Source organism: Bacillus sp. bc15 (genome assembly GCF_900142585.1).
Taxonomy (GTDB): Bacteria; Bacillota; Bacilli; order Bacillales; family Bacillaceae_G; genus Bacillus_A; species Bacillus_A cereus.
Map to the genome: position 1 here is coordinate 1 of NZ_FRBJ01000008.1, position 14,623 is coordinate 14,623.

The window sequence follows — 14,623 nt, forward strand, 5'->3', positions numbered from 1 at the left end:
TATTAGCCCCGGTTTCCCGGAGTTATCCCAGTCTTATGGGCAGGTTACCCACGTGTTACTCACCCGTCCGCCGCTAACTTCTTGAGAGCAAGCTCTCAATCCATTCGCTCGACTTGCATGTATTAGGCACGCCGCCAGCGTTCATCCTGAGCCAGGATCAAACTCTCCAATAAAGTTAGTTTGTCTAGCATCTAAAAATAAAAATTGACGTTTCACGTTGTTTGTTTCGTTCAGTTTTCAAAGAACTACTTGGTCGCTCATTTGCGACTTCCTTATGTTAACATCTTCATTTTTCGATGTCAACTAAGTTTTTCAATTTCTTTTTTGTCGTTTTCTGCGTTTCCGCATCAGCGACGGTTATTAATATATCATGGTGAAAAATGAAATGCAACACCTTTTATAAACTTTTTTTAAAACTGCCCACATTTCTTTTTTAATATCATATACTTAAACGAAATATCTCTTTCATGTATGAGTAATTCCTACATATATTTTATATAAAGTTACTCTATCAAAAAACGTTTCTTTCTATACTAAGCGTTTTATTCATATACCATATCATACAAGGAGGAATATATATGGACTATACCGATTTATTAATCAAACTAGGTCTCTCGGCTATTTTAGGGTTTGCCATTGGTTTAGAACGCGAATTAAAACGGAAACCACTTGGTTTAAAAACGTGTTTAGTTATTTCTATTATTAGTTGCCTCCTAACGATTGTTTCTATTAAAGCAGCTTATAACTTACCACATACCGATCATATGAATATGGATCCACTTCGACTTGCCGCTCAAATTGTATCAGGAATTGGTTTTTTAGGTGCTGGCGTAATTTTAAGAAGAGGCAACGATAGCATTGCAGGGCTCACGACTGCCGCTATGATCTGGGGTGCTTCTGGTATTGGTATTGCCGTTGGAGCTGGTTTCTATATCGAGGCGATTTTCGGAATGTGTTTCCTTATGATTAGTGTCGAACTTATACCACTCGCGATGAAATATGTAGGCCCTAGGTCATTTCGTCAACGTGATATCGCTGTGAAACTTGTTGTACGAAATATGGACAATATCCCAATTGTAATTGAAGAAATAAAGGAAATGGATATAAAAGTTAAGAATATGAAGCTTAAAACATTAGAAAACGGTTCTCACTATTTACATCTTAAACTGTCCATTGATCAAAAAAGACCTACTGCTGATGTTTACTATGCTCTTCAACATCTTGAAAGTGTCCAACAAACTGAAGTGGAAAGTATGTAGCATAAAACAAACTCTCTTTAATTAGAGAGTTTTTCTTTTTTCTATAATGGTAACAATGAATGTAGTCCTGCAAAACAAGGAGGAATTTACTATTGAAATCCCGTCCGAATTTAGTAGATACATTTCGTGATTCCATTATTTTTCGTTTAATTTGTTTTATTATTGTATTCACTGCTTTTTCTGGTTTTCTTATACATAGATTAGAACCCTCTCATTTCACTACATGGTTTGACGGAATTTGGTGGTCAATCGTTACCATTTTTACAGTTGGATATGGAGACTTTGCTCCTCATACAACGATAGGAAAACTAATAGGTATAAGTATTATTTTATTAGGAACTGGCTTTTGTTCTTATTATATGGTTCTATTCGCTACTGAGATGATCAGTAAACAATATATGAAAATTAAAGGTGAAGAAGCCGCTACCTCTAACGGTCATATGATTATCGTTGGCTGGAATGAGCGTGCAAAACATGTTGTAAAGCAAATGCATGTATTACAACCAAACCTTGATATCGTTTTAATTGATGAAACACTTTCTTTACTCCCAAAACCATTTCATCATTTAGAATTTATAAAAGGTTGTCCGCACCACGATCAAACTTTATTAAAAGCTAATATTAAAACGGCACACACCATATTAATAACAGCGGATAAAGAAAAGAACGAAAGCTTAGCAGATACACAATCCATTTTAAATATTTTAACTGCAAAAGGACTCCATCCAAACATTCACTGCATCGCAGAACTACTTACTACTGAACAAATTCAAAATGCAACGAGAGCTGGCGCGTCAGAAATTATAGAAGGAAATAAATTAACGAGTTATGTATTTACCGCTTCTCTTTTATTCCCTTCTATTTCAGGTGTACTATTCTCACTTTACGATGAAATCTCTGATAATAAATTACAACTGATGGAGCTTTCTCCGTCCTGCACCGGACAAACCTTTGCAAATTGTAGCTATACCCTTTTAAAACAAAACATTCTCTTACTAGGTATAAAGCGCGACGATCAATATATGATTAACCCAGTCCATACCTTCATTCTTATCGAAAGCGACGTACTCATTGTTATTCACCATTAAGAAAATGTTTTTCTAGTTCCCGCATGAGCACTTTTCCAATATTGATATATTTTCTTTTCACTTCTGCATCTGGATCTTTCGGTTCAGCAAATTGATCCATCCCACTCGTTCCCGCGGTTAAAGTATTCACATTATCATCTAGTTCGTCTTGATATACGTGCGAAAGAATATACGGCGTTTCAAGACGGACTACTACACCAGGTACATCTAGTTCACCATCTACTGCTGTAAACGGCACTCGTAAAAATTGATACCCATCTTCTTCATCGATTTTGTAATCGAAGCATCCTTTATCATAATCCCAATTACCACCAATACTATATCCAAGTGGTTTCATAACCTCTTCTAATTTATATAACGCATATGTACGTCCTTCTAAATTTGATTGAATCGGAATCAAGCCCATCCCTCCAAGACTTTTCCTTTAGCATACCCACTCTAGTTTGAATATACTGATGGACTTTTCGATAAAATAATAAAAAGCGACCGGAATCCGGTCGCTTTTTATTATTTTAAACGCTCTTCTAATTCTGCTTTTAATTCTTCAAATCCTGGTTTACCAAGTAAAGCAAACATGTTTTTCTTGTATGCTTCTACGCCAGGTTGGTCAAATGGATTTACGCCTAATAAGTAGCCGCTCATCGCACATGCTTTTTCGAAGAAGTATACAAGGTAACCGAATGTGTACTCATTTAATTCAGGAATATTTACGATTAAATTTGGTACTCCCCCGTCGCTATGTGCAAGTAATGTACCTTCGTATGCTTTTGTGTTTACGAAGTCTACAGTTTCACCAGCAAGGTAGTTTAATCCGTCTAAATCGTTGTCTTCTAATTCGATTGTTAGTTCATGTGTAGATTTACCTACTTTAAGAACTGTTTCAAATAAGTCACGACGACCTTCTTGAACGTATTGACCTAATGAGTGTAAGTCAGTTGAGAAGTTTGCTGAAGATGGGAAAATACCTTTTTGATCTTTTCCTTCACTTTCACCAAATAACTGTTTCCACCACTCAGCGAAGTATTGAAGTGCTGGCTCATAGTTAACAAGCATTTCAATTGTTTTTCCTTTATTGTATAAAGCGTTACGAACTACTGCGTATTGGTAAGCTGGGTTTTCTTCTAGTTCTGATGTTCCGAAGTCATCATGGCCAGCAGCTGCACCTTTCATCATCTCTTCAATATTTAAGCCACTTACTGCGATTGGTAATAAACCAACTGGCGTTAATACAGAGAAACGTCCTCCAACATCATCTGGAATAACGAATGTTTCGTAACCTTCGTTATCAGCTAATGTTTTTAATGCACCACGTGCTTTATCTGTAGTTGCATAAATACGTTTGCGAGCTTCTTCTTTTCCATACTTCTCTTCTAATAACTTACGGAAAATACGGAATGCTAGTGCTGGCTCTGTTGTTGTACCTGATTTGGAAATAACGTTAATAGAGAAGTCTTTACCTTCTAATACGTCCATTAAATCTTTCATGTAAGTGGAGCTAATGTTTTGTCCAACAAATAGCACTTGTGGAGTTTTACGTTGTTCTTTAGATAGCGTGTTGTAGAAAGAATGGCTTAACATTTCGATTGCTGCGCGTGCTCCTAGGTAAGAACCACCAATACCTACAACAAGTAAAATGTCAGAGTCGTTTTTAATTTTTTCTGCGCATTTTTGAATGCGAGCGAATTCTTCTTTGTCATATTGAAGCGGAAGGTCTACCCACCCAAGGAAATCGTTCCCAGCTCCAGTTTTTTCGTGGATTGCGTGATGTGTTACTTTCACTGCATCACGTAAATAAGTGATTTCATGTTCACCGATGAAGGATAACGCTTTAGAATAGTCGAACGTTACATGTGTACTCATCTTTTTCCCTCCAATTATGGATATGTATTTCTGTATTCACTTTAGCGAAACTGAAGTTGTAAATCAAGCGATTCAACCATTGTAAACGTAACCAATATATATTTTTTAGAAAAAGTTCATTTTTTGCATAAAAATTCGCATTTTTCGGTATAGATGTATATACATCCTCTTTCGAACATTTTTTATGTATAAAAACAACATAACTACCCCATTCTATAAAAGAGTTAATTAACTCATCGCTTGCTCATGCTTCACAATTAAGGGGGGCTTTTTCATGAGTACTTTGCAACGTATCGCATTAGTCTTTACTGTAATTGGCGCTGTGAACTGGGGACTAATCGGATTTTTCCAGTTTGACTTAGTAGCAGCCATTTTCGGCGGACAAAATTCAGCTCTTGCACGTATTATTTACGGCATCGTTGGTATATCTGGGCTTATCAACCTTGGTTTACTGTTTAAACCATCTGAAAATCTTGGTACGCACCCAGAAACAAACGAAATTCGATAATCAGTATGTCCTTTCACCTCCGACATACGAATATGATTGCATGCAATCATATTTGCAAATATATATCATAAGATAAAGTAAAAGAGGAACGCTCATATGCGTTCCTCTTTTACTTTGTTAACTCGGACTCTTCAATCCATTCTGCCAACTTTTCTCGCAGCGTATTAAACCCGTTTTCAGATGGGTTCGGTATAAGAATCCTTCCTTGTTTTCTTTTCGCCGCTTTTAACGATAAACTCATTTTTCTGTGCTCTTCATCAATTGAAAGTACCTTTACTTCTACTGTATCGCCGACTTTTAAAAAGTCATGAATATCCTTTACATATCCATTTGTAATTTCAGATATATGCACAAGTCCTTGTGTTTCTGCATCTAACGCTACAAATGCACCGTAATCTTGAATTCCAGTCACTTTCCCTGTTACAACCACTCCTGTTGTATATTGTTCTGACATATGAAACACTCCCATACGTTTACCATTCTCTCTACAATTATAGAGAGCAAAGCAGATATATTTATTTTAAATATCCGATTGGTTAGTACGCATTCTAGATAATGATATCTAGAATGCGTATACCTTATATTAGTAAATTATACCACTATGACAGAACTCATTCAAAATTCATGAAAAATTTCCCTTAAAGAAGTATAATTCTCCAATATTGGGATAGACTACTAACACATGGCTTTCTAGTATTCCCCCCCTTTTATGGACAAAACGTATTACGTTTTGTCCTTTTTTTATTTTCTACAAATCGTTCCATTCTCTTCATCGCTTCCATAAGTTGTTCAAGCGACGTCGCATATGAACAACGAATAAATCCTTCACCACTTTCGCCAAATACGCTACCAGGGACAACGGCCACTTTTTCTTCCAACAATAACTGTTCTGCAAATTCCGCTGAAGATAATCCGGTTGAAGATATAGAAGGAAAAACATAAAATGCTCCGCCCGGCACATGACACGTTAAGCCCATTTCATTGAAAGATGTCGTCATGAAGTTACGACGCTTCTTATAGCTATCTCTCATTCGAATTACTTCATCGTTCCCTGCGCGTAACGCCTCAAGTGCTGCAAACTGAGACATCGTCGGTGCACACATCATTGAATACTGATGGATTTTGAGCATTAATTCTGAAAATTGAACAGGAGCTGCAATCATACCGAGGCGCCATCCTGTCATCGCAAATCCTTTTGAAAATCCTGAAATTAAAATCGTATGCTCACGCATATTTTTAATACTCGCGAAACTTGTATATACTTCGTCGTATACAAGTTCTGCATAAATTTCATCAGATAATACGATTAAATTGTACTTCTCAACAATCACTGCTATTTCATCAAGCTCGGATTTATTTAGCATTGCACCTGTCGGGTTATTTGGTGAACAAAGCAAAATTGCCTTTGTTTTCGCTGTAATAGCTGCTTCAATTTGTTCTGGTTGTACTTTAAACTCGTTTTCTAACGTAGTCGCCACAGGAACCGGAACTCCTCCAGCTAATGTCACAAGTGGTGCATAAGAAACGAAGCTCGGTTCAATAATGAGCACTTCATCATCAGGATTTATAATGGCGCGCATCGCTACATCTAACGCCTGGCTCGCTCCAACTGTAACAATGATTTCATCACTTGGATCATAAGATACTGCAAATTGTTTTTTTAGATACTTTGCTATTTCTTGACGGAGCTCCAATAATCCTGCATTTGCTGTATATGACGTATACCCTTGTTCCAAAGAACGAATACATGCTTGCCTTACATTCCAAGGTGTAACAAAATCCGGCTCTCCTACCCCGAGGGAAATAACACCTTTCATATTTGCTGCTAAATCAAAAAATTTTCGAATACCCGATGGTTTTAAAGATTCTGCTGATCTAGATAGTTCAAATTGCTTCATGGTGTCACCACAATTCGCTTATCATCATCGTCTTTTTCATAAATAACGCCCTCATGTTTATACTTCTTCAAAATGAAATGAGTAGTTGTAGAAACAACAGATTCAATTGTTGCTAATTTCTCAGAAACAAACATCGCTACTTCTCCCATCGTTTTCCCTTCTAATGTAATAGAAAGATCATATGTCCCTGACATTAAATAAACGGATTTCACTTCTGAATAACGATAAATTTGTTCAGCAACCGCATCAAACCCAACGCCATGCTTTGGCGTAACTTTCACATCGATCATTGCCGTTAAACCTGTATGTTCTTTCACCTTCGTCCAATCAATATGTGTTACATAATCCACAATAATCTTTTCATTTTCTAACCTCGCAACCATCTTCTTTACTTCTTCTACCTCTATATTTAACAGCTTCGCTAATGTATCTACAGATAATCGACTACTCTTTTCAAGACAAGCTAATAATTCTAATTCTTTTTCTGTCACCATATAAATCATCCTTCCTTTTCGTTTGTGTTTAAATTATACAAATACCCTTTCCAGTTTGAAAAGAAGATTTTTCTATTGAATTATGTCAAAATAAAGTGAAACTTTAATCAGCGGAAAAATGCGTGATAAAGCGAAAGGGGATGGAACCGTGAAACCAAAAGTTTATATTGCTGAACCAGTTCCAACATTTGTAGAAAACTATTTATCAGAACACTGTGATTATGAAAAATGGGATCAAAATGAGAAAGTACCTCGTGATGTTCTATTAGAGAAAATACAAGATAAAGATGGGTTATTAAATTTCGGATCTGCTATTAATGAAGAATTACTGACAGTGGCTCCTAACTTAAAAGTAGTGAGCAACATTTCTGTCGGTTACGATAATTTTGATTTACAAGCGATGAAAAACCGAAATGTTATCGGAACGAATACACCATATGTATTAGATGATACAGTAGCTGATCTCGTTTTCGCCCTTATGCTATCAGCTGGGCGCCGCGTTTGCGAACTCGATTCTTACGTGAAAAATGGTGAATGGAACGCTGAAATCGGAAAAGAACACTTCGGACTCGATGTACACCATAGCACAATTGGTATTATCGGTATGGGCCGAATTGGAGAAGCCGTTGCAAAACGAGCAAAATTCGGATTTGATATGAATGTTCTTTACTATAACCGCCGTCGTAAAGAAGAAGCTGAACAAAAATTCGATGCTACATATTGTGATTTACAGACGCTACTGAAGCAGTCTGACTTTATTGTTCTTCTTACTCCATTAACAGATGAAACATATCACCTTATTGGAGAAAAGGAATTTTCATTAATGAAAGAAACAGCAATCTTCATTAATGCTTCTCGCGGGAAAACAGTAGATGAAGAAGCGTTAATCCATGCTTTAACAGAAAAGAAAATCTTTGCAGCAGGTATCGATACATTTACACAAGAGCCGATTCAAAAAGATAATCCACTCTTATCATTACAAAATGTTGTGACTTTACCACACATCGGATCTGCAACATTAAAAACTAGGCAGCAAATGGCTATGACCGCCGCTGAAAATTTAGTTGCAGGATTACAAGGAAAAACACCGCCTAATATTGTTCGCGGGTAATACTGAATAAACGAAAGGCAAGATGACGTCGTCATCTTGCCTTTTTTTGTTAACATATTTTCTTCTTCCTTGGAGATGATATGAACAAAAATCAATGGAGTGACAAAAAATGAATCACGAATATACTTGTCCTTATTTCACTTTTTCCACTCGCGGCACTACTATTCATTACGAATTGTATGAACACGATAACAAAACAGAACGTCCTACTTTCGTACTCGTTCACGGCTTTTTATCTTCCTCATTCAGTTACCGTCGTCTCATTCCCTTACTATCGAAAGCAGGAACAGTGATTGCTCTTGATTTACCACCGTTCGGAAAAAGTGATAAGTCTCATCTGTTTAAGTATTCTTATCACAATTTAGCAACGATTATTATTGATTTAATTGAACATTTATCTCTCTCAAACATTGTATTAGTTGGGCACTCTATGGGTGGGCAAATTTCTCTCTATGTAAACCGTATACGTCCTGAACTCATTTCAAAAACGATTTTACTATGTAGCTCTAGCTATTTAGCACGCGCAACCTTACCTTTACTATACTCTTCTTATTTACCGTTCTTTCATTTATACGTAAAGAACTGGATTATTAGACGCGGTATCGTTCATAACTTAATGAATGTCGTTCATGATCACTCATTAATTGACGATGAAATGAAAAAAGGTTACTCCGCTCCTTTTTATGACGACCGTATATTTCCCGCTTTAACTCGCATGATACGAGACCGTGAAGGTGACTTATCTTCAACTGAATTACAAAAAATCGAAACACCTACACTACTCATTTGGGGTGAAAAAGACCGCGTCGTCCCTGTACATGTAGGTCATCGTCTACACAAAGATTTACCGAATTCAAAATTTATTTCTTACGAAAATACAGGACATTTACTACCTGAAGAAAAGCCTGAACATGTTTATGAAGAAATTATCGCTTTTTCTGCGCAATAAAGTGAAACTTTAATTAGCCCCCACCTAACTTCTTTGCTTCTGCTGAATTTTGAGGTGGGGGTCTTACTGCCCGGCAAATAGCGGGATAATATAAAAAAGGCCGTCGGAAATTCCGACAGCCTATAATGAACAGCTTCCGCCTTCTTTTATTACAAGTAATTCCACAGCTAATTTCTCACATTTTTCAAGCGCAGGTACTTCCTCAAAAGACATAAAGTATATATGTTGAATCTTCTTTGCGATGTATTTTGGATCATCAAACACACTTATGACGTTCACAACATCGCTCGCTTCTGTTTCATAAAACTCCGGTCCCATTTGAAACGGATCCCAATTCTTCACAACCTCTATCATCTTTTCATATGTACCCATTCGCTTCCCGCCTTTTCACTTTTTAATACTTTTCTTTATCCTATCACATCAGCTATTCTATAAGAAGAGAGAGAACTTTCATAACTTATTGGTTTTACAGAAGAAGGGGGCAAACGTATGCAACTATTTCATAAAGCAATCAATCGACGTGGAACGCATAGTATAAAATGGGATACATATAAAAACGAAGAACTTATCCATGCTTGGATTGCTGATATGGATTTTGAAGTACCAACACAAATTCAAACTGCTTTAAAGAAACGTATTGAGCATCCTATTTTCGGCTATACACTTCCTCCCGAAAATATTGGAGATATTATTTGTAACTGGACAAAAAAACAATATAACTGGGACATTCAAAAAGAATGGATTGTTTTTAGCGCGGGGATCGTTCCAGCTCTTAGTACGAGCATACAGGCTTTCACAAAAGAAAACGAATCCGTTCTCGTACAACCACCTATTTATCCTCCATTTTTCGAAATGGTCACAACAAACAACAGGCAGTTATGCGTGAGTCCATTACAGAAACAAAATGATACATATGTGATAGACTTCGAGCATTTAGAAAAGCAGTTTCAGCAAGGTGTCAAACTCATGCTTCTTTGTAGCCCTCATAACCCAATCGGACGCGTTTGGACGAAAGAGGAACTTGTGCAGCTCGGATTGTTATGTACTAAATATGACGTTATCGTTGTCGCGGATGAAATTCATTCCGATATCATTTATGCAGACCATACACATACGCCGTTCGCTTCCTTATCTGAAGAATTAGCAGAGCGCACTATCACTTGTATGGCTCCAAGTAAAACATTTAATATCGCTGGATTACAAGCTTCGATTATTATCATTCCAAACGAAAAACTCCGTCACGCCTTTACAGCTATCCAATATAGACAAGGCTTCCACGGGTTAAATATCTTTGCCTACACAGCGATGCAAAGTGCCTATACAGAATGTAATGATTGGTTAAACGAAATTCGATTATATATAGAAGATAATGCTCAATTTGCTTGTGAATATATTAAAACTCACATACCTGCTCTTTCCGTAACGAAGCCAGAAGGTAGCTTTTTATTATGGATTGATTGTTCTCGTCTAAAGCTTTCTCAAAACGAGCGTACTGCATTACTTGAGGAAAAAGGAAAACTCATCGTTGAACCTGGTGAGAAATATGGGTTAGGTGGCGAAGAACATATTCGAATTAACATCGGCTGTCCACGATCTGTTTTAGAAGAAATTTTGAACAGACTGCGTCATACGTTTTCATAATAATAGAGGAGTCTGTCCCCTAATCATTCTTGGACAGACTCCTTTGTCCTATTTTATCGGTAAGTCGATATATTTCAAGTTACGGTCGATATATTCTAATAATCGCCGATATAATTTGAGTTACAATCGATATATTCCAATAATCGCTGATATATTTTCACTTATACTACACAAAAAAAAGCTACCAGCACGGTAGCTTTTACTTTTTCTTCATATCTGCTGCTTTTTTTACAATTACACCACAAGCAATTCGATCGCCTGATTTACCTGTCGGTTGTGTCATACCATCATCAGGGTTTTCTGTAATAATAATAGACGCTCCATCTTTTCTATGAATCGTCGTTTTTCCTTCTTCAAGTGTGATGCGAGGTGCATCGATTTCCGCTTTAATCTTTCCAGAACCATCTGCAACTACGTTCGGTAAATCACCGTTTTCTGCACCCTTCGGATTAAGAAGACCATGTTTTTTATCATCAGGATTAAAATGATTCCCGGATGATTCAAAACGAGGTGCCTTACACTCTCCGATTTCATGTACATGTAGTCCGTGTGGTCCTGGCGTGAAACCTTCTCCTTTAATCGTAATTTTCACGCCACTTGTTTGCTGCACTACTTTCGCAGTCCCTACTTCATCTCCTGAAGCATTATGTAATTTCACTTCAATTTCTTTCGGCTTTCCTTGGTCACAACCTGCCATCAGAAATAATAAACAACAACTGAAAAAAAGCCGTTTCTTCATTCCATTCCCTCCAAAATATATTCTGCCCTTAGATTGTCCGAGCATAGAGGGAAACATACAAAAATGCGTTACTGTTTCTTTTCAGCTAATAGTTTTTCTTCAACTTTCTGTAATCGCTCCGCTTCGCGTTTTGATACACGAATGAACATACGCCACGTAGCAACGGCACCAATTATAAATAGCACGCAAACAATCCCTGGAATAATATATTCTGTTTTATCTTCTGGAAAATATAAAGGCATCATATAGAACACTCCTTATTATAGGATTTGTAAAACATCAGAATTTTCTGTTATATAATTTTAAATTATAGTGGAACCTATCCATATTCTCAAGGGGGCGTTCCAAAAGTGAATGATTTCTTTGACTCCTTCTCCTACTTTCCTTACTATAAACTTGAGGTGAAAAATATGAGAGAAACATTTGAAATTGGTGAAATCGTTACTGGTATTTATAAAACTGGCAAATACATCGGCGAAGTTACAAATAGCCGCCCTGGCAGTTATGTCGTAAAAGTATTAGCTGTTTTAAAACATCCGGTGCAAGGTGACTTACATAACGTAAAACAAGCTGACGTACCATTTTTCCATGAAAGACGCGCTTTAGCTTTCCGTGAACAGACGAACATTCCAGAGCAAATGGTGAAAAAATATGAAGGAGAAATTCCGGATTATACCGAGTCACTAAAATTAGCATTAGAAACCCAAATGAATTCATTTTCTGAAGATGATTCACCTTTTGCAGAGCGTAGTCTAGAAACATTAGAACAGTTAAAGAAAGACTACAAACTTTAAAAAACAAAACGACCAAATTACATAATGTGCAATTTGGTCGTTACTGTGTGCTCACTTTCTTTAACACTTTTGAAAAATCAACGAGTTCTCCTAATGTTGGAGGTGCTGGTTTTACTAAATACTCTTTATCTTTTTCTACTAGTTTAAAAATATTGTACGTCGTCATCGCATCATCAAGCGCACAATGATGCTTCCCTGTCCCTACTTTTCCGTACGCCTCAATTGCTTTCCATAATCCTGTTTGATTTCTTTCTCCAAAAAACTTCTTATACTCAAGCGATAAATCACGACACTGTCCGAAGAATGGAAAAGCTATCCCTGCCATTTCACAATTATGCTTCAGCACTTTCATATCCATATTTCCCCACGTTACAATTGTCGGTTTACATTTCGTTTCGTATTCCGCAAGCTTCTTAACGAGTTCAGGAAATGAAATCCCTTTATCCACGACTTCTTGTTTTATTCCTAAAAACTTCTTACATCGATCCGTTAAAGAGGGAAATGTTTTCGGCCTGACATGTGATGAATACGTATCTTCCACCTTACAGCCAGCAACTGAAACGAGTCCTACCTCAATAATTTCCGGAAAAAATCCTTTCGGTTTCTTTCTATGCTGGGGCATCGTAAACTCAAAGTCTAAAAATAAAAATCGTTGTTCATCCATACGATCCCTTCCTTATCATTTTTATCATTCCTTTCTATTTGACACTCCTACACGAACAAGCTCGAATGCTAATTCCATTTTAAATATTCAGATTGGATGTATCTTATATATATGTCAAATGCCCACAAATATTTTAAAAAATAAGAAAAAATGACCTATGCAGAAAATATGACAAAATCCCTCCTTGCATTTACATCCGCAGTTTTTCTACTTTATAATGACGTTATGTGTGTTTCATCTAGTTAATATTTGACACACTAAGAAAAATGAATGAAAGGAGATGAGATTTTTGCACGAAACAACGCAAGAACTCGCTAACTGGCAGTATTATTTTGCTATCGCAGTCTTTTTAATTACATATGCCATTATTATTTCTGAAAAAATTAATCGCGCTGTCATCGCACTTCTTGGTGCAGCATTCATGGTAATTGTGGGGGTCGTCGATTTACATAACGCCTTTACGAAACATATTGAATGGGGAACGATTACGCTACTCATCGGTATGATGATTTTGGTGAACATTACGAGTAAATCAGGTGTTTTCCAATACGTTGCCATTAAAGCAGCAAAAGGGGCACAAGGAAATCCAATTAAAATTTTAATTTCCCTTTCCCTACTTACCGCGCTTGGCTCCGCATTTTTAGATAACGTTACAACTGTACTTCTTGTTGTTCCAGTTACTTTATCTATTACGCGCATACTGCAAGTAAATCCTGTTCCATATCTACTTTCTGAAATTATTTTTTCAAACATTGGGGGAACGGCAACATTAATTGGTGATCCACCTAACATTATGATTGGTTCTGCCAATAAGCATTTAGACTTCAATGCTTTCCTATTGAATCTAGCACCAATCGTAATTATTATTATTGGAGTTACAGCAATAATACTTTACTTCATGTACCGTAAACAATTAATTGCCGATCCTGTACAGGTTAAAAAATTAATGAGCTTAGATGAAAAACAATACATTAAAGATCCAGTATTAATGAAAAAATCTTTAACGGTGCTTGGACTTACGATTGTAGGTTTCATGACTCATTCTATTTTCCATATTGATGCGGCTATCATTGCCTTAACTGGTGCTACTGTACTTATGTTAATTGGTGTGAAAGAGCATGAAATTGAAGAAGTATTTGCAAGCGTAGAGTGGGTAACAATCTTCTTCTTCGCAGGGCTATTCGTACTTGTTGGAGGACTTATCGATATCGGTCTTATCAAAATGTTAGCTCAAAAAGTAATTGGTATAACAGGCGGAGATATTTCTTACGCATCCATCCTTATTTTATGGGTATCTGGTATCGCCTCTGCAACAATTGATAACATCCCATTCGTCGCAACAATGATTCCACTTATTAACGATATGGCAGTTGGGCTAGGCTTATCACCATCTGACGCACAAATCGATGTATTATGGTGGGCATTAGCACTAGGTGCTTGTCTCGGTGGAAACGGAACATTAATCGGAGCTTCTGCTAACGTAATCGTTGCAGGTATTGCGAGCCGCGAAGGACATAAATTTAGTTACATGGAATTCCTAAAAGTCGGTTTCCCAATTATGATCGTTTCATTAATCATTTCTCACATTTATATTTATTTACGCTACCTTATGTAGTAA

At 36.8% G+C, this 14,623-nt stretch carries 17 protein-coding genes and 1 rRNA gene; 8 read left to right on the top strand and 10 right to left on the bottom strand.

The features are described 5' to 3' along the window. A 16S ribosomal RNA gene (locus BUA87_RS21865) occupies nucleotides 1-173 on the bottom strand; the annotation flags it as partial. 405 nt (nucleotides 174-578) lie between these two features. Here BUA87_RS21865 and BUA87_RS21870 point away from each other — a divergent pair. Together BUA87_RS21870 and BUA87_RS21875 are read left to right on the top strand one after the other, a co-directional pair. Further along, nucleotides 579-1,259: an MgtC/SapB family protein gene (locus tag BUA87_RS21870; RefSeq protein ID WP_000386677.1), complete on the top strand. Its 681-nt coding sequence runs from the start codon at nucleotides 579-581 to the stop codon at nucleotides 1,257-1,259. Nucleotides 1,260-1,351: 92 nt separating this feature from the next. Next, entirely contained in the window at nucleotides 1,352-2,347 is a 996-nt protein-coding gene (locus tag BUA87_RS21875; RefSeq protein ID WP_071714553.1) for a potassium channel family protein, read from the top strand. Here BUA87_RS21875 and BUA87_RS21880 read toward each other — a convergent pair. Both BUA87_RS21880 and BUA87_RS21885 read right to left on the bottom strand, forming a co-directional pair. Next, nucleotides 2,334-2,747, bottom strand: a complete 414-nt coding sequence (locus BUA87_RS21880; RefSeq protein ID WP_000612347.1) for a YugN-like family protein — start codon at nucleotides 2,745-2,747, stop codon at nucleotides 2,334-2,336. The genes BUA87_RS21875 and BUA87_RS21880 overlap by 14 nt on opposite strands. 107 nt (nucleotides 2,748-2,854) lie before the next feature. Then, nucleotides 2,855-4,207: a glucose-6-phosphate isomerase gene (locus BUA87_RS21885; RefSeq protein WP_000103664.1), complete on the bottom strand. Its 1,353-nt coding sequence runs from the start codon at nucleotides 4,205-4,207 to the stop codon at nucleotides 2,855-2,857. A 274-nt stretch (nucleotides 4,208-4,481) separates the two neighbouring features. Here BUA87_RS21885 and BUA87_RS21895 point away from each other — a divergent pair, with 274 nt between their 5' ends. Continuing rightward, the gene (locus BUA87_RS21895) at nucleotides 4,482-4,715 is read left to right on the top strand and encodes a DUF378 domain-containing protein (RefSeq protein ID WP_000105788.1); all 234 of its coding nucleotides are present in this window, start codon (nucleotides 4,482-4,484) and stop codon (nucleotides 4,713-4,715) included. Nucleotides 4,716-4,824: 109 nt separating this feature from the next. Here the strand turns inward: BUA87_RS21895 and yugI are convergent, their stop codons facing one another. The 3 genes from yugI to BUA87_RS21910 form a co-directional block, all read right to left on the bottom strand. Then, nucleotides 4,825-5,169 (bottom strand): S1 domain-containing post-transcriptional regulator GSP13, encoded by a 345-nt coding sequence (yugI, locus tag BUA87_RS21900; protein WP_000003764.1) that lies wholly within the window; start codon nucleotides 5,167-5,169, stop codon nucleotides 4,825-4,827. Nucleotides 5,170-5,422: 253 nt separating this feature from the next. Continuing rightward, entirely contained in the window at nucleotides 5,423-6,613 is a 1,191-nt protein-coding gene (locus BUA87_RS21905) for an aminotransferase (RefSeq protein WP_000808528.1), read from the bottom strand. After that, nucleotides 6,610-7,107, bottom strand: coding sequence for an Lrp/AsnC family transcriptional regulator (locus BUA87_RS21910; protein ID WP_000255696.1), 498 nt, complete (start codon nucleotides 7,105-7,107; stop codon nucleotides 6,610-6,612). The genes BUA87_RS21905 and BUA87_RS21910 overlap by 4 nt, the downstream gene beginning before the upstream one ends. Before the next feature lie 118 nt (nucleotides 7,108-7,225). On the opposite strand from BUA87_RS21910, the gene BUA87_RS21915 reads away from it, so the two are divergent. Both BUA87_RS21915 and BUA87_RS21920 read left to right on the top strand, forming a co-directional pair. After that, nucleotides 7,226-8,218 carry a 2-hydroxyacid dehydrogenase gene (locus BUA87_RS21915; RefSeq protein ID WP_002094180.1) on the top strand — a complete coding sequence of 331 codons (993 nt, stop codon included), beginning with the start codon at nucleotides 7,226-7,228 and terminating at the stop codon, nucleotides 8,216-8,218. Nucleotides 8,219-8,327: 109 nt separating this feature from the next. After that, nucleotides 8,328-9,167 (top strand): alpha/beta fold hydrolase, encoded by an 840-nt coding sequence (locus BUA87_RS21920; protein ID WP_001015204.1) that lies wholly within the window; start codon nucleotides 8,328-8,330, stop codon nucleotides 9,165-9,167. 120 nt (nucleotides 9,168-9,287) lie between these two features. On the opposite strand, the gene BUA87_RS21925 is transcribed toward BUA87_RS21920, so the two are convergent. Further along, entirely contained in the window at nucleotides 9,288-9,539 is a 252-nt protein-coding gene (locus BUA87_RS21925; protein WP_000537641.1) for a YugE family protein, read from the bottom strand. A gap of 117 nt (nucleotides 9,540-9,656) precedes the next feature. Between BUA87_RS21925 and BUA87_RS21930 the strand changes: the two genes are divergently transcribed. Further along, on the top strand, nucleotides 9,657-10,808 hold the full coding sequence (locus tag BUA87_RS21930; RefSeq protein WP_065229503.1) for a MalY/PatB family protein: 1,152 nt from the start codon (nucleotides 9,657-9,659) through the stop codon (nucleotides 10,806-10,808). A 199-nt stretch (nucleotides 10,809-11,007) separates the two neighbouring features. Here the strand turns inward: BUA87_RS21930 and sodC are convergent, their stop codons facing one another. Together sodC and BUA87_RS31430 are read right to left on the bottom strand one after the other, a co-directional pair. Then, nucleotides 11,008-11,547, bottom strand: a complete 540-nt coding sequence (sodC, locus tag BUA87_RS21935) for a superoxide dismutase [Cu-Zn] (RefSeq protein WP_000746521.1) — start codon at nucleotides 11,545-11,547, stop codon at nucleotides 11,008-11,010. Between the two features lie 68 nt (nucleotides 11,548-11,615). Next, the gene (locus tag BUA87_RS31430; protein WP_000982763.1) at nucleotides 11,616-11,792 is read right to left on the bottom strand and encodes a hypothetical protein; all 177 of its coding nucleotides are present in this window, start codon (nucleotides 11,790-11,792) and stop codon (nucleotides 11,616-11,618) included. Nucleotides 11,793-11,957: 165 nt separating this feature from the next. Here BUA87_RS31430 and BUA87_RS21940 point away from each other — a divergent pair, with 165 nt between their 5' ends. Beyond that, the gene (locus tag BUA87_RS21940) at nucleotides 11,958-12,341 is read left to right on the top strand and encodes a kinase-associated lipoprotein KapB (RefSeq protein WP_001209343.1); all 384 of its coding nucleotides are present in this window, start codon (nucleotides 11,958-11,960) and stop codon (nucleotides 12,339-12,341) included. Nucleotides 12,342-12,381: 40 nt separating this feature from the next. Here the strand turns inward: BUA87_RS21940 and kapD are convergent, their stop codons facing one another. Then, nucleotides 12,382-13,005, bottom strand: a complete 624-nt coding sequence (kapD, locus tag BUA87_RS21945) for a 3'-5' exonuclease KapD (protein WP_000344356.1) — start codon at nucleotides 13,003-13,005, stop codon at nucleotides 12,382-12,384. Nucleotides 13,006-13,294: 289 nt separating this feature from the next. Here kapD and BUA87_RS21950 point away from each other — a divergent pair, with 289 nt between their 5' ends. Continuing rightward, entirely contained in the window at nucleotides 13,295-14,620 is a 1,326-nt protein-coding gene (locus tag BUA87_RS21950) for an ArsB/NhaD family transporter (protein ID WP_072940816.1), read from the top strand. Nucleotides 14,621-14,623 lie beyond the last annotated feature (3 nt).